This window comes from Peribacillus sp. NPDC096379 (assembly GCF_044762875.1).
Classification (GTDB): domain Bacteria; phylum Bacillota; class Bacilli; order Bacillales; family DSM-1321; genus Peribacillus.
The window spans coordinates 258,088-280,987 of the sequence record NZ_JBIWFD010000004.1; the positions used below are offsets into that span (position 1 = coordinate 258,088).

Here is a 22,900-nt window from a genome sequence, read left to right on the forward strand (position 1 = left end):
GCTTTTTGTGCATTAACCCTGTTTAGTTCGCCCATACACGCGCTTGATAATTTACAATAAATATCATTTTTCTCATTTGGTATAGATTAGATTTTCCACTAATTTTTCCAATTCGAAAGGCCAATTCATATCGTAAAATCGCGAAAGCAAAGCAGGAACATTGCATATACCGAATCAATTGAGTCGTGAATTCAAATAAAATTTTCAAAGTTAGTATTACTAACAGACATCACTTATTTATTTTATGGAAAGTAAGTAAGTAAATTTATCAACCATTAAGGATGGTTCCACAAACGAAAATTGGGCTAGTAAAAGCTGCCTTTCTCCATTGAGATCAAGGCTTTTCATACATCCGAAGTTTTAAAAACGATGGGGGGATTTTTAGGTTGATGCCCCACAAATATCATTTTCCTGACATTTCAAGGACGAACCATTGATCAAACCTTTTGAAAATCAAAAACTATTTGACTTCCTACACTCCATATAAATACCAATCGAATTAAAAAAGATGACCCTGTACATTACAGAAATCATCTTCTTTGTAAAGCCTAGCTTTTTTTATTATATCCTTTACCACGTCTGCTGATTATCTAATTGCTACCAAAAAATGAATACAAAAAGAGGGGCCACATAAAGGGTCCGACTCCCACACGCAGCACTACATCTAGATTACTTGAAACGCCGGCTAGATATAGTGTGTTGTGGGTCTGACTCCTTGGCTTTAGGGGCACCCTCTTCTCTAATTTTAATTATTTAACCATACGTTTGTACCATTCGGTTTAACAATATTGATGGTACCATCTGCAGATACCGCAAACCCTTGAACATGTTTCGTAACCGCAGCTGTTTGATCAAGATTATCAAGCTCAACACGAGGATATTCGCTCATAATAATTTTGATTGCTTCTTGGTATAACTTCGCTCTTTCTTCTTGTTCGACTGTATCTGAAAGGGCTTGGTCTAATAACGCATCCACTTCTGGATTATTGTATCCTTTACCATTACCAAGTGAACCAATTTGATTCGAATGGAATGTTTTATTTAGGAAGAAGAATGGATCTGGATACCATGACCAGCCTCCAATATACATTGGCGCTTTTCCTTTAGCCGCAATATCACTAAGTGTTCCCCACTCTGTCACTTTAATATCAACGTCAATATTTAAGTTTTCTTTCATTTGTGCTTGGAAAATCGTTGCATAAGGAACGCGTGATTCCAATACGTAAAGCTCTGTTTTAAATCCATTTGCATAATCGGTTTCCGCTAAAAGCTTCTTCGCTTCTGTAGGATTATATTCTGGCGTTAGTTTTTCTAATTCTTCATTATATGCCCAAGACCCTTTTGGAATTGGAGCATAAGAGACTGTACCGCCGCCCCATTGGTTTACACCTTTTACAATTTCCTCTACATTTGTTGCTTTATAGATCGCTTCTCTTACTTTTGGATCTGCTGTTGGACCGCTCATATTATTTAAATCAAGATAATCAATAGACAATCCTGGTTCTGATAATAATTCAAGGTTTTGATCTTGTTCAATAACTTGACGGTTTTGACCCTTAATGTCTGTCGCTATATCAATATCGCCAGAGCGAAGAGCATTTGTCATCATGTTCGGGTCTTTGATAATTTGGTATGTGACACCATCAAGATATGGTTTTTCACCCCAGTATTTATCATGACGAACCAATTCTACTTTTTGGTCTGTTTGCCAATTTTTAAATTGGAATGGACCCGTTCCTACTAGATTAGCCCCAAATTGGTCACCCCAACCTTCTACTTCCTCTTTAGGAATAATAATGTTCCCAACATCTGTTAACATTGCTAAAAAAGAAGCGTTTGGTGCTGTTAAGTGGACAACTACTTCGGATTCCCCTGTTACTTCAACACTTTCAACGCCATCTAAACGACCTAGAGCAGATTCTTTAGCAGAGCGTTCTAAGCTATATTTCACATCTTCAGCCGTCATTTTCCGACCTTCTTGATATTTTCCTGGTTGGAAATAGACGTCATCTCTTAGCTTAAACGTATAAGACTTCATATCATCTGAAGGCTTCCATTCCGTTGCTAATGACGGTGAGAAATCACTTAAATCTTGGCTATATACAACAAGAGTGTCACCGACCGATCTCATAATCTGTGACTCATACGCACCTGTATATTTAATAGGATCTAACGTATTAGGATTTGAGGCAAGGCCAACCTTTAGGACTCCACCACTTTTAGGTTCATTGTTAGTATTTTCGCTATTTTCTGAACCTTTTTCTTGTGACGCTCCACCACAAGCACTAATCACTAAAGCAATTGAAATAAGAGTGAGTAATAATACTACATGCTTCATTTTCTTCACGATTGTAAAACCTCCTTAGATTTTTTATTGATTTTTACTTAACGGACCGCTCAACAATAAGCCCATTTTTATGGACACACAATCCGATAAGTGCAAAAAGATTTTTCTTCTGACTTTAGGGCAAGAGGAAAAATCAATTAACCAAAATATGACTTTCCTTCAAGTGAAATAAAATGGTACCTATCGAAGAAAGTCTTTTTAAATATTGAATCATGCATTCATATATTGAATACAAATCTATCACAAATATTACAATCATGTAAATACTATTTTGTGATTAATTAGAAAATATAAATTATTGCTAATAAGCACTTATTTACAAAAAAATAATCAAATGATACACTATTTTTATTCAAATATTAAGTTAACATTTCAAATAGTGAATAAATTAAAAGGAGGTAGAGTGAATGGGCAAATATATTTTAGGTAGAATTCTTAATATGATACCTACTTTATTGATTGTTGCGGTTATTATTTTTTTAATCACCCGAATGCTTCCGGGGAATCCTGCAGCTGTGATGCTTGGACCTCAAGCTAGCGCAGAAGAAATAGAAGTTCTAACAGAAAAATTAGGATTAAACGAACCATTATATATTCAATTTTTTGATTATATAGGGAATTTACTACAAGGGAATTTAGGAAACTCGCTAACTTATAATATGCCAATTATCGATTTGATTATGGAACGTTTCCCTAATACCGTCATACTAGCTGTTAGCGCCCTGCTCATTGCCATCTTAGTCGGCGTACCAGCTGGCATTATTGCAGCTAGAAAGCAAAATTCAATTTTCGATTATGCTTTTACAACATTTTCGCTAATGGGTGTTTCCATGCCGATTTTCTGGCTCGGAATCATGCTTGTATTATTCTTTAGTGTCAATTTAGGCTGGTTCCCTGCTACAGGAATGGGATCAATGGATGAAGGGATAGGTGACTTTATCAGCCATTTAATCTTGCCTAGTATTGCCTTAGCCACCATCCCAACTGCACAGTTTGCTAGAATCACAAGATCTAGCATGTTAGAAGTCATTTCACAAGATTATGTAAAGACAGCACGATCAAAAGGGTTACATGAATTTTTTGTCATTTGCAAACATGCTTTTAAAAATGCCTTAACTCCATTACTTACCGTTTTAGGCCTTCAAATTTCTTCTATGTTAGGTGGAGCTGTCTTAACAGAGACGATCTTTAGTTGGCCTGGCATTGGATTATTAATTATTGATGCGATTGGAAAAAGAGACTTTGTTGTTGTCCAAAACATGGTCATCTTCATTGCTTTGATTTATGTAGTCGTCAACCTGCTTGTTGATATCTCATATAAAGTCGTTAATCCACGAATCAAATACGGTAAAGGAGGTACGAACTAATGGCAGAAAGCCAAGCAATTTTACAAACGACCGATGTGGTTGAAACAAATGAACGTTCTTTATTCAGAAAATTGATTCGAAATCGTTTTGCTGCCTTTGGGTTGTTCATCATGTTGCTGCTCATCTTAACGGCTATCTTTGCCCCTGTTATTGCCACGCATTCTCCTGACAAAATGAATGTAACGAAAACCCTTTTAGGAATAGGGGCAGAAGGCCATCTATTAGGGACGGATAATTATGGGAGAGATATTTTTAGTAGATTAGTATACGGAGCTAGAATTTCCATTCTGGTTGGACTCGGAGCTGTTTTATTCGGAGCTGTGATCGGATCGCTATTAGGTGTGATTGCTGGTTATTTTGGCGGTAAATTCGATTCGATCATCATGCGCATTATGGATGGACTATCTGCGTTTCCGTTTATCTTACTCGCTATTACATTGATGAGTGTTCTTGGACAAGGACTAATGAATGTCATTATTGCCATCGGTATCGGAAACATCCCTGGATTTGCAAGAGTTGTTCGCGGCCAAGTGCTAAGTGTGAAGCAATCTGAGTATATCGAAGTGACGAGATCACTAGGAGCGAAACATAGCCGAATTATCTTCCACCATGTGCTACCAAATAGTATTGCACCGTTAATTGTCTATGCCACAATGAGCATTGCAGGTGCCATTATTTCAGAAGCATCATTAAGCTTCTTAGGTTTAGGCGTTCAGCCACCGACAGCCTCTTGGGGTAGCATGCTTCAAGACGGAAAGAATTTTCTCGTATTAAATCCACATATGGCTACGATTCCTGGTTTAGCTATCTTAATTACCGTTGTTGGTATTAATCTTTTTGGTGATGGGCTAAGGGATGCTCTTGATCCAAAAATGAAAGTTTAATTATAGGAGGTGCCCCCTATGTCCACTGAATTACTAAAAGTCGAGAATTTAGAAGTCCAATTCAAGTCCGGAGCTACTGTGACAAAAGCCGTAAATGGTGTCAGCTTCACATTAAATAGAAAAGAAAACATTGGGATTGTCGGCGAATCTGGATCCGGTAAAAGTGTTACGGCAACTTCCTTACTGCGATTAATCCCAAGTCCTCCTGGACATATATCCGGAGGAAAGATTCTTTTTGAAGGCAAGGATTTATTAACTTTATCAGATAAAGAAATGAGAGATATTCGCGGAAATGATATTTCGATGATTTTCCAAGATCCTTTAACAAGTCTTAATCCTGTTTTTACAGTTGGCGATCAAATTATGGAATCGATTAAACTCCATCAAAAGGTTTCTAAAAAAGAAGCGAAACAAAAAGCAATTCAAATGTTGCAGTTAGTTGGCATTCCAGCCCCAGAAAAACGATTAAATATGTACCCACATGAGTTTTCCGGTGGAATGCGCCAGCGAGTAATGATTGCCATTGCTCTCTCATGTAATCCAAAACTATTAATTGCTGATGAACCTACAACGGCATTGGATGTAACCGTTCAAGCTCAAATATTAGAATTAATGAAGAAATTGCAGGATGAATTCAACACGTCCATTATTATGATTACTCACGACCTTGGAGTGGTTTGGGAAATCTGTCACAAAGTACTTGTTATGTATGCAGGAAATGTGATTGAATACGGAACCGTAGAAGAAATTCATGATCATCCAATGCACCCTTACACATGGGGTCTACTCGATTCACAAATAACAGAAAATATTGAAGATCATGAAATGCTGACAACAATTCCAGGAAGTCCACCAGATCTAAGACAAGAGATTATAGGATGTCCATTTGCACCACGATGTTCCTATTCTCAAGACATCTGTTTTTCCAAAGCTCCTGAAATGGTTGAAGTAAAAGAGAAGCATTTTGTTGCATGCCATTTTCAAACGAAAGAAAACCGATTAAATAGAAAGGAGAGATCTACTCATGCCAGAGCCGTTGTTAAAAGTTAGAGATCTTAGAAAGTATTTTCCTATAGACAGCCCTATTCCATTTAAAAAGTCTAATCAAAGTGTCAAAGCTGTTGACAGTGTTAGCTTTGACGTTATGCCTGGTGAAACACTTGGTGTTGTGGGTGAATCTGGTTGCGGAAAATCAACAATGGCTCGTCTAGTGAATCAGCTTATTCCCCCTTCTAGCGGCACGGTTGAGTTTCGGGGAGAAAATTTAGTTGGGATGGATGCAAAAAAACTACGGGAAACTCGGAAATCCATTCAAATGGTATTCCAAGATCCGTACGCCTCATTAGACCCAAGAAAAACGGTCGGCGAGCTGATTGCGGAGCCTTTAGTTATACATCGTATCGGTGACAAAGCCTCTCAAAAAAAGCGTGTTCTAGAATTATTAGAGGTGGTTGGTTTAAGCCATTATCATGCTAAACGATATCCTTATGAATTTTCAGGCGGACAGCGACAAAGGATCAATATCGCAAGAGCTTTAGTGCTGAATCCGGATATTATTATCTGCGATGAACCGGTTTCCGCCCTGGATGTTTCCGTTCAAGCCCAAGTGATTAACTTATTAAAAGAATTACAACGGGATTATAACCTTACCTATATTTTTATCTCACACGATTTAAATGTCGTCCGTTATATGTGTGATCGTATTGCCGTTATGTATTTAGGTAAAATCGTCGAAATGGGTACGTATAAGGAAATTTATGAGAACCCTAAACACCCTTATACAAAAGCCTTATTATCTGCAATCCCGAAAGAAAGTCCACACGATAACAAAGAACGTATTATTTTAAAAGACGCTGTTCCAAACCCAATTAATCCACCAACAGGATGTCATTTCCACGAACGATGCCCATATATGATGGATATTTGTTCAACGAAGATCCCTCAGTTAATGGATACAGGCAATGGTCATATCGCATCTTGTCATTTACTTGAAGAAAACTAGGAGGAGAAAAAAATGTCATTCAAACATGTCATCGAACTTTATGAATTATTAGATAACCAATACGTAACAGGTGAAGATGTTAAACATTATTTAAGCAACATCGGGGGTGATGGAAACATCACAGTGGAGACTGTTCATGGTGAACTCGGTTCTACTGATTTCGTTAAAGTTACGATCCCTGGAAAAGATGGGAAATCAAAAGGTGGTAATGCCCCTACTTTAGGTATTATTGGTCGCCTTGGTGGAATTGGTGCACGTCCGGAAATGATCGGGTTTGTTTCTGATGGAGATGGCGCCCTTTCTGCTGTATCCGCTGCAGCTAAACTATTGGACATGACGAAAAAAGGCGATCAGCTTATCGGCGACGTCATTATTACAACACATATTTGTCCAACAGCACCTACTTTACCGCATGATCCAGTACCATTTATGAATTCACCAGTTGACATTTTTACGATGAACCAACATGAAGTCACAAAGGAAATGGACGCGATCCTATCTATCGACACAACAAAAGGAAATGCGATCCTCAATCACAAAGGATTTGCGATTACACCAACCGTTAAAGAAGGATATATTTTAAAAATAAGCGATGATTTATTGCATATCTATTCACAATCTACTGGCACACCACCTGTGACATTGCCGATTACAACACAGGATATTACGCCATATGGAAATGGTGTTTTTCACATCAACAGTATCCTTCAGCCTGCTGTCGCCACCTCTAGTCCAGTGGTCGGCGTAGCGATTACGACCCAAACAGCCGTTGCTGGTTGTGGAACGGGCGCTACTCACTTAACAGACGTTGAGCAGGTTGTTCGATTTGTGATTGAAGTGGCTAAAGGTTATGGAGACAATAAGTGTTCTTTTTATAATCAAGAAGATTTTAATCTATTAGAAAGCTTATACGGAAAAATGGACCATCTACAAACATTAGGAGAACAAGGAGCTGAGAAATAATTGAATACGATCCAACTAAAACAACAATTAATTGATGAAGTAGAAGCGAGAAAAGATGAATTACTGGAATTGTGCAGTGCTCTCATCCAAATTCCAAGTGAAAATCCACCAGGTGATTCCACAGAGATCAGCCAATTTATTACAGATTATTTAACTAAATTTGATATTGCTGTAGATCGGCATGAATCAGCTGATAAAATGTACAATCTCATTTCAACAATTGGCAATCAAGATCAAGGTAAAAACTTGATCTTCTGCGGTCATACGGACGTAGTTCCTGCTGGAGATCGATCTAAATGGGATTTTGATCCGTTCTGCGGAGAAATCAAAGATGGCTGGATGCTAGGTCGAGGTGCTAGTGACATGAAGGCTGGTCTTTCAGGATTAATCTTCGCTACTACCCTGCTTAAGCGAATGAATATTGAGCTTCCTGGGCAATTATCGCTTGTCATTGTCCCTGATGAAGAAACTGGCGGGGAATTTGGTGTACCGTGGTTGTTAGAAAAAGGACTTGTGAAAGGTGATGGCTGTTTAATTGCTGAGCCGTCCTCTCCAAGAAATCCGACGATTGGTCAAAAAGGTTCTTATTGGTTTGAACTTGAAGTATACGGTCAACCGGGACACGGAAGCTTATCTCCGTTAGCTGGTCCTAACGCGATTAGTGATATGGTGAAGGCACTTTTAGAAATTCAAAAAGTGTGGGATATCCAAATCGAGCTTCCTGAAGAAGTGAAACCATTAATCGAGGTGTCGCACCGTTATATGCGTGAAGTGGAAACGGAACGATTACAATATATCGATGTTTTCGAAAGAATCACGTGCAATATTGGCACGATTGAAGGCGGCACGAAAGCAAATGTAATCCCTGAAAGTTGTAAAGTTCAAGTGGACTGTCGTTTACCATTTGGGATTACCCAACAAGAAGTGACTTCCTTTTTAACAGAAAAATTAGATGCACTAGGCATTCAATACGAATTACGACGATTTGGTTTTAGAAGTGAAGCCAATTTCACAGATGCAAAGGATCCTGTATGTAAAGCGATCACAGAAAATATTACGTTCGTAACAGGAGATGAGGCATATGGCGTGATGCAATGGGCAAGCAGTGATGCCCGTCACTTTAGAGAATACAATATCCCTGTACTCCAATACGGTCCAGCTTACTTGCCGACCATCCATGGCTATAATGAGAGAGTTAAAACAGAACAAATCATTACTTGCGCCAAAGTGTACGTTGCGGCAATCATTGATTTTCTCTACTCAAATTAACATTTCTTTTTAATTGAAACTCAGGCAATCTCTTTCTATCAGAAATATTTGGTATGATAAGGATAATGTTCTGAGTTTCATGATTGATAGGGGGATTCCATGCTAAAAACAGTCGACGTAGCACTAACAGTTATTCAGATGTTTACAAAGGACGAGCCAGAATGGAGCGGCAGTGAACTCGCTCATAAAATGAACCTGGATCATGCGAAAATTTATCGCATTCTTGAAACCTTTGAATCACGTAATTTTTTACAAAAAGACCCAACCACCAAAAAATACTCCTTAGGTTTTGCAGCTTGGGAGCTCGGCATGGCTGTGTATGATCGATTAAATGTAAAAGAATTCATCCAGCCCATTCTAGAAGAACTATTCCAGCAAACCGAAGAATCTGTGTTCCTTACTCTTCTAGATAAGGATGAGGCTGTTACTTTTGAGGCGATAGAGCCTGATAACAAAGTAAAGTTCTCTGTTACAGTTGGCAGTCGAGCTCCCTTATATGTTGGTGCTTCCTACCGTTCCATTCTAGCCTTTATGTCGGAGGAATTTATTAACAGCTATTTAACAAAGAGCGAGTTAAAACAGTATACAGAAAAAACAATGACCAATCCTGAAGAGATAAAAAGAGACTTAAATAAAATCAGACAACAAGGTTGGGCAGTCAGTGAAGGTGAATACACACCAGATATCATTGCTATTGCCGTCCCTGTGTTCGACCAGCATCACAAAATCATAGGCTCTTTAACAATATCCGGACCGATTTATAGAATGACAGAAGAGAAAAGAAGTGAATTTATCTCGCTTTTGGAAGAAGCACAAGTAAAATTAGCGGATGTTATCTACAAATTCCCATTGAAAATTAGAGCTTAACAGTTTAAAAGAACACACTCTAACAGCAAAGAACCCTTCTTACTAGAGTCATAAACAGATCATTGAAAAGGAGATCGATCCATCTTGCAAACATATATTGACGTAGCCAAATCTGTTCTCCTTCACAATTTACATATAAAACGAGATGAACAGATTTTAATCGTAACCGATTCTTCCTTACATGAAATTGGCGAAATCTTCTCCCGAGCTGGAACCGTATTAGGGAATGAAACAATGTTAATCCAAATGACACCTCGATCAAAATCAGGTGAAGAACCACCGAAAATCGTCAGTGAAGCGATGAAAGCAGCTGATATTGTCCTTTGTATTACCGAACACTCCCTTACCCATACAATGGCGAGAAAAGAAGCTTCAGCCAATGGCGCACGTGTTGCCACCATGCCTGGCCTCACATTGGATATGCTTGAAGAAGGTGCCATTTTGGCAGATTATTCAGAGGTCGAACAACTGACCGCACAATACTGCGACATTCTTGAAAAAGGTGAGCAAGTAGACATTATGAAGGACAACCAAACACTTTCCTTCTCCATCAAAGGTAGAAAAGCCATTCCAAGCACAGGCGTTTTCCGCAACAAAGGCGAATCCGGCAATCTCCCTTCCGGTGAAAGCTATATCGCTCCACTCGAAAACTCTGCAAATGGAACGATCAACATTGACGGCTCCATTGCAGGAATCGGTGTATTAACGGAACCTGTGACACTAGAAATCGAAAATGGCAGACTCGTCGATGCACATGGTGAAAAGGGCAGACAACTGTTGGAGCTGCTAGGAGACGGCCCTGGTAGAACCATTGCAGAATTCGGCATTGGCACGAACAAAAAAGCCAGACTAACTGGCAATGTGTTAGAGGATGAAAAGGTATTTGGCACTGTTCATATTGCCTTTGGCAGCAACAAATCCTTTGGCGGAGTTACAGAAGCAGGCGTTCACATTGACTGCGTCATCAAAGACCCTGTTGTTTATATAGATGGTAAACAGATCATTTAGCAATTATTTTAATTTATAACTTTTATTATCTTAGCAACACGTTGATACTCTGGGATTCATTTTCTCCCAGGGTTTTTCTTGTCTGATGATACATAATACATATCAACATCGATTTATTCTTCCCTCTGTCATCGGAATAAAAATCCCCATTTATTTCGGTTACTTACTTACTTACTTACTTACTTACTTACTTACTTACTTACTTCGGCGGGGAAACCCAGCCTTTCTCGTTTCTTTGATGCGATACAATTCTCCTTTGATATTAAGAGTAACAGAGTGATGAAGGAGTAGATCTAGAATGCAGTAGCTAACACATTTCCCCCAAATACTTTCCCCATTCAATAAATGATTTATTAAATGTTAAGATTGTAGTCCCATTTTCATATTATTTGATGCAATATTGGAAGGTGACTGACACTTTGATTCTTTTTTCTACTGAAGAAATGGCCACTTGACAGGGATTCAAGCAAATCCTATCTTCCTAAACTATCAATCAATTATTACACCTTAAACTCTATAAAACCTCTGTAATTTCAAAAGTGTTATCACCGAACAAAATTTCTTTTTTTTACATTTATTGATGATATGATACAATTAAAGAACGTATATTCCTATTTAATGAGGTGAATATTTTGTACTCTTTAACAGATATACAATTTAATGTTCTAATAGCCAGCATCTTGGGTGATGGGGAAATTACTAAAATTTATAAAAACAGTCGTAGAAAAAATCATAGTTATCGTGAACATTACGGGGTTGCTCAAGAAGATTATCGTAAGTGGAAAATTTCTTTTTTTGAAGAAATATTGTATTTAACTCCTAGAAGCTGTTCTGTTCGTTCCTCTTCATTGCCCTTGTTTACTACATTACATCCACATTTTTATACTGATAACGGAACAAAGCAAATCCCGTTATCCTTATTAAAATCTTGCAATTTACCGCACTTCCCAGCGATACTTTTTATGGATGATGGTTCATTAAGTATCTCTCACCGGATAAATCATCAAAAGAAGCTTATCTACCTAATTCCGCATATCTATTTATACTTACAATGCTATTCGCTTGAAGAGTTAACGGTTCTTAAACTACATTTCAATGAAACATTCGGAGTAGTATTTCACTTAAGTGCGAGAAATGATGGACAAGGATTCATTCTAAAAACCACCTCTGTTAAAGAAACTTATCAATTTCTCGGCATAATCTCCCCTGTTACCACAACATGTGATTCAATGTATTATAAAACATCTTGGGAATACCGGTTTGCTGAAGAAAAGAAAAAGTGGCAATCTAAACTACCAGATTATCACTTAATAGCAAGCAGCTCCGAGCGCTCAAAACCATATTCCGAAGCAGAGATTACAAGGCTAATAGAATTAAAAGAAAGAAGATGGACAACACAAAAAATTGCCGATGATTTGCAAAGAAGCTATTGGTCTGTTACTGCTAAATGGAGTGACATTAATAAATCACAATAAAGATCCCCACGATACGCAAAGCTTTTTGCACACTTATCCCTCAGTCCATCAAAGCCGTTGTTCTATGGATTTTTTCTAAGCCTGTTTAAATCGATTCATCTTGAATCCTACTATTTATCAGCTTGTTACAAAATACTGTATGGTATCACTGAGACAAGATACCTGTCCCTGAATTTCTGCTCCAAAAATCCTCTTATACTTTCAAATCAAAACTCCCACCTAAGTGTGGTTGAGCAGCCTGTTTGATAGCAACTATGGCACTTGTACTCATTAACTTCTGAATAGTTTCTCCTTGTGGTTCTACATCCCCTGTGCCATCCATGCCATCTTCATGATTGACATTGAAGCTTGTTACTGTACCTGCCGTTGACATTAACGCAATATCCACGAAAAGATCACCTTACTACGGACAACAGTTTAGTTGTTTTTCTAAAAAATGAACTTCGCTTTTTAATTCATTCAATTGACCATTCAATCGATCAACTTCTGCCTCTGTAAGTTCATGATCGAGAGTATATTGAGCTATCTTTTTCATTTCGTGAAGCTTTATTTCTATATTTTCTAAAATATAATCTTGGTTTTTACACCATTCAAGCTGTTGTTCCAGAAATTGTTTACATTCCTGCTCTTCTTTATTCATGAGTTCCTCCTCAAACAACTTTATATGAAAAGAGACCCTAGAAAATCTAGAGCCTCTTTCATATCTAAAATTAACGAAGAAGTTGTAGAACTCCTTGTGGTTGTTGGTTCGCTTGCTTTGCGACTGTATCTTTCGATTACAGAATAGACTATATCTTCATCCATGGTTTTCATGGAGCTGGGCACTTCGAACAGCTTTTGCTGCCCTACGAGATTCATAGTCATAGCCTTTACCTTAGACCGTATTCTCTAGTCGTTGAACCTTCTCCAGAGTTTCCTCACAGGAGCTTGGCTGCTGATTATCCATTGTTTCATCCTCATCATTTTCATACCTTCACGCCTACCGTTTCCAGTTACGTTGTGGTTGATGAAGCTTTAGGAAGTTCCAGCAATTCACCCAGTTATACTCTAGCTCGTTACCAAGCTAGACGCCCTTCTTCATCAATTATCTCAAGAGTTGTAGAACTCCTTGAGGCAGTTGATTTGATTGAGCCAACATTGCTTGTGCTGCTTGAGAAAGAATAGAGTTCTTAGTTTGGTTCATCATTTCTTTCGCCATATCAACGTCACGGATACGTGATTCCGCAGCTGTAAGGTTTTCAGAAGATGTGTTCAAGTTGTTGATTGTGTGTTCTAAACGGTTTTGGAACGCACCAAGATTAGATCTTTGTGCAGATACTTTTTCAATAGCATTATTAATTAAAGTAGTTGCCTCTTGTGCACCTTCTTTAGAAGAAACATCCACACCTTTAATTCCTAGTGCATCAGTACGCATGTCTTCAATTGTAACTTTCATTGTTTGTGTTTGGTTTGCACCAATTTGGAAATCAAGACCTCCGCCTTGTGTTGCACTGCTTTGTTTAGCTAAACCTAGTAACTGAGCAGCTTCACTGTTGTCGAATTTAATACTGCTAGTTGCTTTATCTGAACCACTTTCCACAACAAGTGCTCCGTCTTTTACAGATACAGTTACATTAGCAAGCTGTTTGTCAGATGAAACTGTACCATTATATTCGGCAATTTTATTGTTAATGTCAGTTGCTAAGTCAATAGCTAACTGATCCATTCCTTTACCAGCAGTAGTAGCATCGTAGTCATCTTTAGTTCCCACTGTATTTAATACTACTTCGATTTCAGTACCATCAACTGTTAAGTTAATTTTATCAGTAGCAGCAATTGCATTGACTGACGCAGCACCAGCTGCACTAAATACTCCTTCATTACCTTTTGCAGAAACTGTATCAGTGCCATCATCAAGGTCAGTTAAACCTAAAGCCAAGGATCCAGCATTACTGATAATATCTACAGTAGATGTTTCGCCTACTGAACCAGATTTAATGCTGATACTTCCATCTGAGTCAGCACTAGCAGTTACTGATACATTCGCAATTTTGGTTTCATTTGCTTTGTTGTAATCAGTAATTGCTTTATTGATGTCTTCCTGTAATTTAGCAGCATAATCTTTAGAGTTAATAGCTCCTGCGCTATCAAATGCTGCATATGCATCCCCATCTAATGTTACATCAATATTTGCCCCATCGATTTTAAGGTTAATAGTTGTAGCTCCTGTGGCCGTGATTTCTCCTGTTGCTAATGCAGAAACGCTATCGGCTGTTGCTGCTGTTTCTTTTCCAAGTGCTGAACTGATAACCGCTGCATTGTCAGATCCCGGTAATTTTTTCGCACCAACAGAACCATCAATTAGTTTCTTTGTATTAAACTCAGTTGTATTACCAATACGGTCAATTTCTTCCTTCAACTGACCAATTTCTGTTTGGATAGATTCACGGTCAGCATCAGTATTAGTGTCATTAGAAGACTGAACAGATAGTTCACGCATACGTTGAAGGATATCATGCGTTTCATTTAATGCACCTTCAGCCGTTTGAATCATTGAAATACCATCTTGTGAGTTTTTAGAAGCTTGTTCTAAACCACGAATTTGTCCACGCATTTTTTCAGAGATTGCTAGTCCAGCTGCATCATCTCCTGCACGGTTGATACGAAGACCTGAAGATAGTTTCTCCATTGATTTAGATTGGTTTGCTGATGCAGTTGATAACTGACGATGTGTGTTAAGTGCTGCGATATTATGATTGATAATCATGTTTGTTTCCTCCTTGAGTTTTAAGTTCCACGTCCTTGTGGGATTTGGCGTTGTAAGGTGATCAAGTCGGCCGCCTGTGTCACCTACCAACGCTCTACTAGTAATATCGTCACTTACATTTAATAGTTAATAGAATTTGTAACTTTTTTTCCTACTTTTTCTTAAAATAGTCACTTAAATTTGAAAGTAGAGTTGATTTCGTGTTAATCGCTTCATTATTTTCCTCCTGAATGGCCAGATAAATTTCCTTTCGATGAATCTCTACCTGTTTTGGAGCGTTGATACCGAGTTTAATTTGTTCACCTTCAACTGCTAAGATTGTGATTTCGATGTCATTGCCAATCATAATCGATTCATTGAGTTTTCTAGTTAAAACGAGCATCATTTCTCCTCCTGTTCTGGAGAAGGAATAAGCAATTCGCGGATGGAGTAGTTGCTAGAATTCATAATGAACTGCTTTCCTAATTGATTGCTCGTATTCAAAACAATCGGTGCCTGAAGGTTCGCTGTTGTTTCGTTGAATGGATCTCTTACCGTTACTATGACATATATAGAAACATCTTTTTCTGATTCGATCTGTAAGTCCGATAATACATCTTGAGATACCTTCACTTCATAATTATTGAATACCTCAAATGGACTGCTCATGATAAAAGCTACTTCCCTTGTTTTCGTTGATTGTAAAACGATGAAGGGGGTCCCCTCTAATGGAAGTAAGGCAAACTTCTTCTCATCAATAAATCCCGGTATCCCACTTTCAAATGTAAAAAGATCTTTTTCTTCGATTTCTATTTCACCATGAAATTTTGTTTGTACTTTCATTTATTTTCACCCCGTCACTTCTGGAAATAGATTGATAAAGTCAATATCCAGCGAATTTTTTTCTAGTATCTCAACATTTACTTCTCCAGGTGTATATTCATGAATGGGTTTTTGAGTCTCAGCACGAATAATCGGTTTTTGAGGGGTTGCTTCAATATTCACTTCTGCCGGCTGATAATCGATTTGCACGCTGAAATGAGATGGAATCCAGCCAACATTAAATTGCTTCTGAGGCTTTGAACCGTTTTGCTTTGCAAGAGATGCGATTGCATTGCCACCTTTTTCAATATGCCTAAGTTCTTGGCCTTGACTTGATCTTCTTGCCATTCCATCCAGCCAATCTTGATAACCAAGCTGCGCAAATTCTTCCACACGTTTTGATAGATTCTTTAAATCCATATCTTCCCTTGCCTTTGTCTGATCAATGGAAAGTTTCCCTGGTGTTGTTTGAATTTCGAGTATCGCTTTAGGTTGTTCAATCGACTGGATTGCTGCAGGCTGTTCAATTTTTTGGACAGCCTGCTTTATATCTAAACCGGTCCTAATAAAATTGGACTGTAACCTGATCTGCGGTAGCTGCATAGTCTCTACTCCTTAAAAGAAAAAGAATGGGCCAACAAAACAAGCAAAGGGCCAGATCTCGCAACTACTCTATACAGTATAATTTAAGTGTAGGTAACACTATAGACTGTGTATGGAGTGCGAGATCGGACCCTTTATAAGCATCCTTATCTTAGAAAATCAATTAACGATGGCTGAATAACTCTTGAGCCGACACTTAATGCGGCACTATGGATGCTTTCTTGTGTCGTTAAGTCCATGATTGCTTTTTCAATGTCAATGTCTTCATTCTTAGACATGACTGTTTTCGCAAAGATTTCTTGTTGGCCTAATCGTTCTGTCATCAGTTCGATACGATTTTGTCTGGCTCCCACTTGTGAACGAGTGGTTAAGAACGAATCGATCGTTCCATCTATATCATCTAATAAATCGCCGATATTGGGATCATTATTTTCAAGTGCGTCAATGATTTTTTGAATACTTCCATCACTTTTAAGGGCATCGCCGAATGTACTTGAAGCATCTGTATTAATTTGAATTTTAATGCCAGAGAATACCTCAATCTCAATCGCAGCACTTCCGTATACAATATTCCCAGCAGGATTATTGATAGGATCCTTTGTTGCGTCAGACTGCGATGGCTTAATATTAGTATTCTGTCCATTGAAGATGTATTTGCCGCCAATTTGCGTATCGCCAATTGTAATCAGATGATCCTTTAATTCTTTAATTTCGGCCGCAATACTTTCACGTTGTTTCTCTTCATAGGTTCCATTACTCGCTTTGACTGTTAATTCTCGAATTCGCTGTAGAGCACTCGTTGCCTGATCCAATGCATCATCCGTACTGTCAATCCAGTTTTCCGCTTCACCAATGTTACGAGTAAACTGCTCAATTTGACTTACATCTGTACGATAAGTCATTCCCATCATCGCAGACACAGGATCATCGGAAGGTTTTGTAAATTTCTTTTGCGATGAAATTTGCTCCTGTAGCTTTCCTAATCGATCGTAGCTTGAGCTTAAGTTACGAAGCATATTATTAGAAAGCATAGATTGTGTTACGCGCATTATTGTTTCCCTCCTTATCTGCCGCCAGTTCCTAAGCCATTAACAATTTTATCAAGCATTTCATCCATCATGTTAATCACTCTGGATGAGGCATTGTAGGCTTGTTGGAATCGAATCATGTCTGTCATTTCTTCATCAAGTGAAACTGCACTAACTGATTGGCGATTATAATCTACTGAATTTGCTAGGATCGTTGAATTTGTGTGATTTTTCGCTGCACCTTGAGAGTCTACACCCATTGCTCCAATAATACCTGAATAGAAGGAGTCTAGACTGCCAGTCAGCCCATCTGGTAACACGTTCCCATTACCATTACCATCAATTTGATAGTAACTATATTCACTGAAGTTAAGCTTCTTTAAAGCAGCTAATTTTTGCGCATTTTCATTGTCTGCTGATGCACCGCTCTTTCCACCTGCAGCAATCAAAGTTGGGTCATCTAAAATTTCATCTCGTACTTTAATGCCCTCTGCGGGATGCTTGCCAGCTATGATTTCAAAGAAATCTTTTTCATTACCCGCTTTTTTTATAATTGTTCCATCAGCAGCTGTATCAGTTTCTTCATTTAAGGCAAAACCTCGTCTATGAATCGCATTGAACTCATTCATAAATGCTTCCGTCATGTTATTTAACTTCTTAAGCATATCTGGATATCTTCCTTCTATTGAAGGCGTAACTCCATCAGTCTTCAAATAACCATAACTCTCAATTAACCCAGCAAGCTGTCCCGAAAAACTCGTATCCTTTACAAGCCTATCTCCAAACTTCACGCCATTAACCATCTTCGGCATTGTATTTTGATCGTAAGATACTTCCACCTTGGTAATCCCAAGAATACCTGATTTATTCACACTTACTAGATTCACAGGTGGCGTATACGATGTCCCGTCTCTTGTAATGAGTTCAATATTGTAAAGCCCCTCTGCGATTGACTTCGCATTTCCATAATCACTCGGTATTACATTTGTAACTTTGATATTAACAAGTTGCGAAAGGCTATCCACTAGTGAATCACGTTTATCGTATAAGTCATTAGGCAAGTAGCCATTTGGCTCTACTTCGCTAATTTGTCGATTAACTTCACTAATATTCTCAAGAATAGAGTTAATCTCCTGTTCCTTAACTGTAATTTGGTTACCGATATCCTTCTGCACACTCGTTAAAGAGTTATAGTAATAATTCAAAGTGTCAGCAACCATCTGACCACTTGCTGCTACAACTGAGCGAGCACCTGAGTTTTCTGTATTTGTAGATAAGTCCTGCAATGATTTCCAAAACTTGTCGAGAGTTGCTTGCAAACCGGTTTCTGTCGGTTCGTTCATGATTCCCTCCATCTTGACAAGTGAATCACTAAGCGTACCGTAATAGCCTACTTTATTTGCTTGATTACGGAATTGTATATCAAGAAAGCTTTCACGCACGCGTTGCACCGACTCCGCTTGAACACCGGTACCCAATTGCCCCGCTACCATCGGGCTGTTCATACCTGGTGTAGGAAAAGCTGTTGTTTGGGCAAAATTAACCCGCTGCCGAGTGTATCCAGGTGTATTTGCATTGGCGACGTTTTGTGACATCGTATATAAAGCGCTTTGCGAAGTATTCAAACCCCTCTTAGCGGTTTCAAGACCCATAAAGGTTGAGATCATAATATAAACCTCCATTTCTATTAAAATATCAAGCGATTATGCTTGTGAATCAAATACGCTTTTTGCGTTTCGTTGTTTATTCTGAACAGGCTTTTCATAATTATATTCCTGTGTCCGTGGTCTAAACATATCAAGTGATACATTGATGAACTGTAACGATTGATAGATTAGCTGCTGGTTCAGTATATTTGCTTCTTTCAATGCAATAGCTTCAGACATAAGCACGGCTCTTAAACGTTCCAATTCCTGCTTTTCAGAGATATCCACCAATTCGATGATATCTGTCATTGTCGCTTTCGTCATTTCAGAATTGCCCGCTTGCAAAAACTTCTCGACAGCAGCTTCTCTTTCCTGATCGACCATCGCAATTGCTTTCACATATTTCTGTTCTTCATTCAGCAAGGCAGTGAGGGCATCCATATCACTTCGCTTGATGATGTCGGTTTTTCTTGATGCTAGTTCATTTAAGCCTTTATGGAGCTTAATCAGTTTTTCTAAAGCCGTGATGATGTGTCCAGTAGACATTCTGTGGTTTCCTCCTCTGCCTCACTATTTTCGTTCATTATTTCTTACTATAGTAATCCAAGATACTTTTCGCTGTATCTTCTGCGTTCAATTTATAATGACCCGCTTCGTATTGCGCTTTTAATTGATCAACCTTTTTCTGTCTTTCCAAATGAATCTGGGATGTTTGCTGAAGTTCTTTGGCTGTGGAGGATATTTCAATCTTATCCGTTGCTTTAGCGGAAGATGTCTTTGCACTGTCTACTTTAGGTTGTTGACGATTATACGGGTTCACTCCCGATGGTCCAAACTGATTAATCTTCATCTCGCAATCCTCGCTTTCGGCTTATTGATGACTCCCTTGTTTACTATTATCGGTTAAAATTTTGTTTTTTTTATTGTTTTCGATTGACAATCTTTTCATGGAATTGTCGAATTTAGTCTTTTATTAACTTACCCTATACATGTAGAAGGATGTCTATTCATCCATTCTACTGTAATAGGCATTTTGATGCTCACGTTCCGCGATTTCTTGTTTGCGCTTTTCTTCTTTCTCGACCTCTGCTAAATCGGCACGAATCAAGTTTGTACAATTGCCACAAATTCTTCCCTCTTTAATCATCGTTCCACATTTTTCACATGGATATCCAAGATTCGGAAATTGTGACAAACGCAATCTACCCTTTTTGACAAATTTAATAAGCAATTCTTCTTCTACATCTGTTCCGTCTACTACTTGCTGCATCGTTGCGGTACGATTGGCGGCTTTGCGAATATATTTATAGACGATATCGAATTTCGTTTCTTCTTCTTTATAACAGGCATCACATACATCACGAAATTTAGATTTCACAAACAATGTATTGCAATTTGCACAATTCGTTAATTCCATCTTACTGATCCCCTTTCAGGAAACCTGCACTCTTTACCTAGTATATCGACTGTAATAGGGCAAACATTAAGGGGTTCATAAAAAATACCGATGAGCATCTGATCTAAGATCCAACGATGAAAAAAGTCCAAGTTCTAAAAATTACATCACCTTTTGAAGGTGGCGGTGCGAAGCTGATTTTGCGAAGCCCCGCCCCTTTTCCACAGAAAAGTTCCTATCTAGCAAGTGTGAGTGACCTTATTTCAGTTGCACCTGCGAGTTTGAGCGCTTTAGCGGCATGTCTTAATGTTGAGCCGGTTGTGTAAATATCATCGAGTAAGAGGATTTTCTTTCCTGCTACCAACTCAGGATCGGTGATCTGAAAGACTTGTGGTAAATTAATCCGGTCGCGACGAGATTTCTTTGATTGTTTTTCTGAATGAATTCTTGTAAGTGGCTGAATACATGTTTCCCCTGCAGTTATCGCTAATGCTTCTGCTTGATTAAAGCCCCGCTCCAGCAGCCGTTCGCTGCTTAGAGGAATGATAGCAATAGAATCAAACGCTAGTTTTAGAAGCGCATCCTTTATAAAAGAAGAAAATGCCTCAGCAATGGCATAGTCACCACGATATTTGAATGTAGCGATGCTTTCTTTGATAAAGTCATTATAATGAAAAAGCGACCGATTTTCCGTTAAAAATCCTTGCCATTTTGGATCCAGTTCCCAACGGTGGCAATCCAAGCAAAGCGTATCTCTGCGGAACTCAGCTGACAAGACTCGAGAGCAGACTTTGCACAATTCACCGCTAATCGGATCAAGCTTTCCGATACAATCCGCACAAATCGACATCTCTTGTTCCTTCATCAGCAAATTCTTCCACGATACCTTATGTCTTATTTCTTGATCACAAAGCAAACAGAGGCGCAGGTTTAGGATGGGCAAATCAAACATCAAGCAACCCTCGCTTACTTGCTTCACGGTTCATGTTTTCAATATGCAACACAGCTTTCACCATTTCCTCACTTTTACCATAATGAAAAAAAGTAATTGTCCCAGTCGGATGGTCCGCACTTCTGCCTACTCTTCCGGCAATCTGAACAAGGGCGCTTTCTGCAAATACTTGATGCTCTGCGCCAATGACCGCGACATCCAATTTGTGAATGGTCACACCTCGTTCCAAAATCGTCGTTGTTAGCAAGCCAGGAACCTCTCCATTACGAAGCTGCGTGACCTTTTCTTTTCGCTCAGGATCTTCCGAATAGACAGCAAGTAGACCGGGTTCGATTTCTTGAAACAGAGGCAGGCTTCCTTTCATTACTTGAATGCTTGGGAAAAATAAGAGAATGGGGATATTGCGTTCAATCCGGTTACGAACCCAAGATTGGATTTGCGGAGGAATTTGCTTTTTCTGAAACTGCTTTTGCCAATTGCCGCTCCATTCCATCGTAGGAACAGGAATCGGCTTTCGGTGGTAGCGTGCTGGGATCGTTACCGCTTGAAGTGTCCCTTTTCGATATTCCTTCTGCATCTTTCTTGAGGGGGTGGCAGTTAAATAGATCGTCGAAGACGTTTGCTTTTTCGCTTTCTGTACTGCTTGCTGAAGGGAAGTGTCCATGGAATACGGAAAGGCGTCAACTTCATCGATAATGATCGTATCGAAAGCATTGGCAAAACGATAAAGCTGGTGTGTTGTCGAAACAGTGAGGGGTGCGGCTACATGCCTATCTTCACTGCCACCATACAGAGCAGCGACTTTGACGTTTGGAAAAGCTCGTTTAAGTCGTGGCGCAAGTTCGAGCACCACGTCTGTTCGCGGTGTGCAAATGCAAACTCGTTTACTGCTTGAAATCGCTGTCTCAATTCCTTTGAACAACACTTCGGTTTTTCCAGCTCCGCAAACCGCCCAAACCAGCACTTCTTCATTTTGTTCAACTGCGGCAACTACTCGATCTGACGCTGTTTTCTGACCATCAGAAAGCGTACCATCCCAAGCCATTCCTTTAGGAGGCATTGGAAAAGTTAGTTCTGGCCCCGTCCATGAATAAAGTTCAGAACATTCACTTACCCTCCCCATCATGATACAGGAACGACAATAGGTGCAGTTTTTTTGACAAATACTGCAGGGAAATGTGTAAAACAACTGTTGATTACGATTGCTACAGCGCGAACAGCGATATGTGTCATTTTGACGAAAGACACCTACTTTTGTGGCAACATAACCTGATTCGATATGTTCTGTAAGCAATTCAAGAGAAAAGGGAATTTCAGCAGCAAGTAAGAATCGACCCGATAAGTGGTGCTGCAGTTTCGAGGAATACGGGGTATTAGCATGAGGGGAAATCATTAGGAAATAACCTCCTATTTATTTTTTATCATCTTTTATATTCGCTACCAGATAAATGGATTCCTGCCAAAAATGGGGGGTGTCCTAAAATAGGAAGGGTCAGACCCCACAACAATTTAATACAGTATAAAACAAGGCATAAAACCCTATATA

23 protein-coding genes and 1 pseudogene are annotated in these 22,900 nt (G+C 38.9%); 9 read left to right on the top strand and 15 right to left on the bottom strand.

Features of this window, described 5'->3' with window-relative positions:
- Positions 1–745: 745 nt before the first annotated feature.
- Positions 746–2,338 (bottom strand): ABC transporter substrate-binding protein, encoded by a 1,593-nt coding sequence (locus ACIQZI_RS18465; protein ID WP_403076205.1) that lies wholly within the window; start codon positions 2,336–2,338, stop codon positions 746–748.
- 416 nt (positions 2,339–2,754) lie between these two features.
- Here ACIQZI_RS18465 and ACIQZI_RS18470 point away from each other — a divergent pair, with 416 nt between their 5' ends.
- The 8 genes from ACIQZI_RS18470 to ACIQZI_RS18505 all read left to right on the top strand — a co-directional run bounded on the left by ACIQZI_RS18470 (position 2,755) and on the right by ACIQZI_RS18505 (position 10,707).
- Positions 2,755–3,714, top strand: a complete 960-nt coding sequence (locus ACIQZI_RS18470; protein ID WP_403075763.1) for an ABC transporter permease — start codon at positions 2,755–2,757, stop codon at positions 3,712–3,714.
- A complete protein-coding gene (locus tag ACIQZI_RS18475) occupies positions 3,714–4,598 on the top strand; it encodes an ABC transporter permease (RefSeq protein WP_051405102.1) in 885 nt (294 codons plus the stop codon). Before ACIQZI_RS18470 ends, ACIQZI_RS18475 begins: the two co-directional genes overlap by 1 nt.
- Positions 4,599–4,616: 18 nt before the next feature.
- Positions 4,617–5,648, top strand: a complete 1,032-nt coding sequence (locus tag ACIQZI_RS18480; RefSeq protein WP_403075767.1) for an ABC transporter ATP-binding protein — start codon at positions 4,617–4,619, stop codon at positions 5,646–5,648.
- Positions 5,623–6,600: an ABC transporter ATP-binding protein gene (locus ACIQZI_RS18485; RefSeq protein WP_062185595.1), complete on the top strand. Its 978-nt coding sequence runs from the start codon at positions 5,623–5,625 to the stop codon at positions 6,598–6,600. The genes ACIQZI_RS18480 and ACIQZI_RS18485 overlap by 26 nt, the downstream gene beginning before the upstream one ends.
- Before the next feature lie 12 nt (positions 6,601–6,612).
- Complete coding sequence (locus ACIQZI_RS18490) at positions 6,613–7,563, top strand: DUF1177 domain-containing protein (protein ID WP_403075771.1); 951 nt, start codon at positions 6,613–6,615, stop codon at positions 7,561–7,563.
- Positions 7,564–8,832, top strand: coding sequence for a M20 family metallopeptidase (locus ACIQZI_RS18495; protein ID WP_403075773.1), 1,269 nt, complete (start codon positions 7,564–7,566; stop codon positions 8,830–8,832).
- Positions 8,833–8,931: 99 nt separating this feature from the next.
- The gene (locus tag ACIQZI_RS18500; RefSeq protein WP_049683190.1) at positions 8,932–9,699 is read left to right on the top strand and encodes an IclR family transcriptional regulator; all 768 of its coding nucleotides are present in this window, start codon (positions 8,932–8,934) and stop codon (positions 9,697–9,699) included.
- A gap of 81 nt (positions 9,700–9,780) precedes the next feature.
- Positions 9,781–10,707, top strand: coding sequence for an aminopeptidase (locus ACIQZI_RS18505; protein ID WP_403076208.1), 927 nt, complete (start codon positions 9,781–9,783; stop codon positions 10,705–10,707).
- A 195-nt stretch (positions 10,708–10,902) separates the two neighbouring features.
- Here the strand turns inward: ACIQZI_RS18505 and ACIQZI_RS18510 are convergent.
- Positions 10,903–11,092, bottom strand: a pseudogene (locus ACIQZI_RS18510) (ATP-binding protein); the annotation flags it as partial.
- 238 nt (positions 11,093–11,330) lie between these two features.
- On the opposite strand from ACIQZI_RS18510, the gene ACIQZI_RS18515 reads away from it, so the two are divergent.
- Positions 11,331–12,182 carry a DNA endonuclease gene (locus ACIQZI_RS18515; protein ID WP_403075777.1) on the top strand — a complete coding sequence of 284 codons (852 nt, stop codon included), beginning with the start codon at positions 11,331–11,333 and terminating at the stop codon, positions 12,180–12,182.
- 193 nt (positions 12,183–12,375) lie between these two features.
- Here ACIQZI_RS18515 and ACIQZI_RS18520 read toward each other — a convergent pair whose 3' ends face one another.
- From ACIQZI_RS18520 to ACIQZI_RS18580, 13 genes are all read right to left on the bottom strand, one after another.
- Entirely contained in the window at positions 12,376–12,570 is a 195-nt protein-coding gene (locus ACIQZI_RS18520; RefSeq protein WP_403075780.1) for a putative motility protein, read from the bottom strand.
- A 15-nt stretch (positions 12,571–12,585) separates the two neighbouring features.
- Positions 12,586–12,822, bottom strand: a complete 237-nt coding sequence (locus tag ACIQZI_RS18525; RefSeq protein ID WP_403075783.1) for a hypothetical protein — start codon at positions 12,820–12,822, stop codon at positions 12,586–12,588.
- A gap of 444 nt (positions 12,823–13,266) precedes the next feature.
- Positions 13,267–14,928 carry a flagellin N-terminal helical domain-containing protein gene (locus ACIQZI_RS18530; RefSeq protein WP_403076211.1) on the bottom strand — a complete coding sequence of 554 codons (1,662 nt, stop codon included), beginning with the start codon at positions 14,926–14,928 and terminating at the stop codon, positions 13,267–13,269.
- 151 nt (positions 14,929–15,079) lie between these two features.
- Complete coding sequence (gene csrA / locus ACIQZI_RS18535; protein ID WP_403076214.1) at positions 15,080–15,310, bottom strand: carbon storage regulator CsrA; 231 nt, start codon at positions 15,308–15,310, stop codon at positions 15,080–15,082.
- On the bottom strand, positions 15,310–15,750 hold the full coding sequence (gene fliW / locus ACIQZI_RS18540; protein ID WP_403075786.1) for a flagellar assembly protein FliW: 441 nt from the start codon (positions 15,748–15,750) through the stop codon (positions 15,310–15,312). Before fliW ends, csrA begins: the two co-directional genes overlap by 1 nt.
- A 6-nt stretch (positions 15,751–15,756) precedes the next feature.
- Positions 15,757–16,332, bottom strand: a complete 576-nt coding sequence (locus ACIQZI_RS18545; RefSeq protein ID WP_403075790.1) for a DUF6470 family protein — start codon at positions 16,330–16,332, stop codon at positions 15,757–15,759.
- 146 nt (positions 16,333–16,478) lie between these two features.
- Positions 16,479–17,381, bottom strand: a complete 903-nt coding sequence (flgL, locus tag ACIQZI_RS18550) for a flagellar hook-associated protein FlgL (protein WP_403075795.1) — start codon at positions 17,379–17,381, stop codon at positions 16,479–16,481.
- 14 nt (positions 17,382–17,395) lie between these two features.
- Positions 17,396–19,027, bottom strand: a complete 1,632-nt coding sequence (gene flgK / locus ACIQZI_RS18555) for a flagellar hook-associated protein FlgK (protein WP_403075798.1) — start codon at positions 19,025–19,027, stop codon at positions 17,396–17,398.
- Between the two features lie 36 nt (positions 19,028–19,063).
- Positions 19,064–19,552, bottom strand: a complete 489-nt coding sequence (locus ACIQZI_RS18560) for a flagellar protein FlgN (protein ID WP_403075800.1) — start codon at positions 19,550–19,552, stop codon at positions 19,064–19,066.
- A gap of 37 nt (positions 19,553–19,589) precedes the next feature.
- Positions 19,590–19,856 carry a flagellar biosynthesis anti-sigma factor FlgM gene (gene flgM, locus ACIQZI_RS18565; RefSeq protein WP_403075802.1) on the bottom strand — a complete coding sequence of 89 codons (267 nt, stop codon included), beginning with the start codon at positions 19,854–19,856 and terminating at the stop codon, positions 19,590–19,592.
- Positions 19,857–20,009: 153 nt separating this feature from the next.
- Positions 20,010–20,423, bottom strand: a complete 414-nt coding sequence (locus tag ACIQZI_RS18570) for a TIGR03826 family flagellar region protein (RefSeq protein WP_403075805.1) — start codon at positions 20,421–20,423, stop codon at positions 20,010–20,012.
- 214 nt (positions 20,424–20,637) lie between these two features.
- Entirely contained in the window at positions 20,638–21,267 is a 630-nt protein-coding gene (locus tag ACIQZI_RS18575; protein WP_403075807.1) for a ComF family protein, read from the bottom strand.
- A gap of 79 nt (positions 21,268–21,346) precedes the next feature.
- Complete coding sequence (locus tag ACIQZI_RS18580; protein WP_403075809.1) at positions 21,347–22,747, bottom strand: ATP-dependent helicase ComFA; 1,401 nt, start codon at positions 22,745–22,747, stop codon at positions 21,347–21,349.
- Positions 22,748–22,900 lie beyond the last annotated feature (153 nt).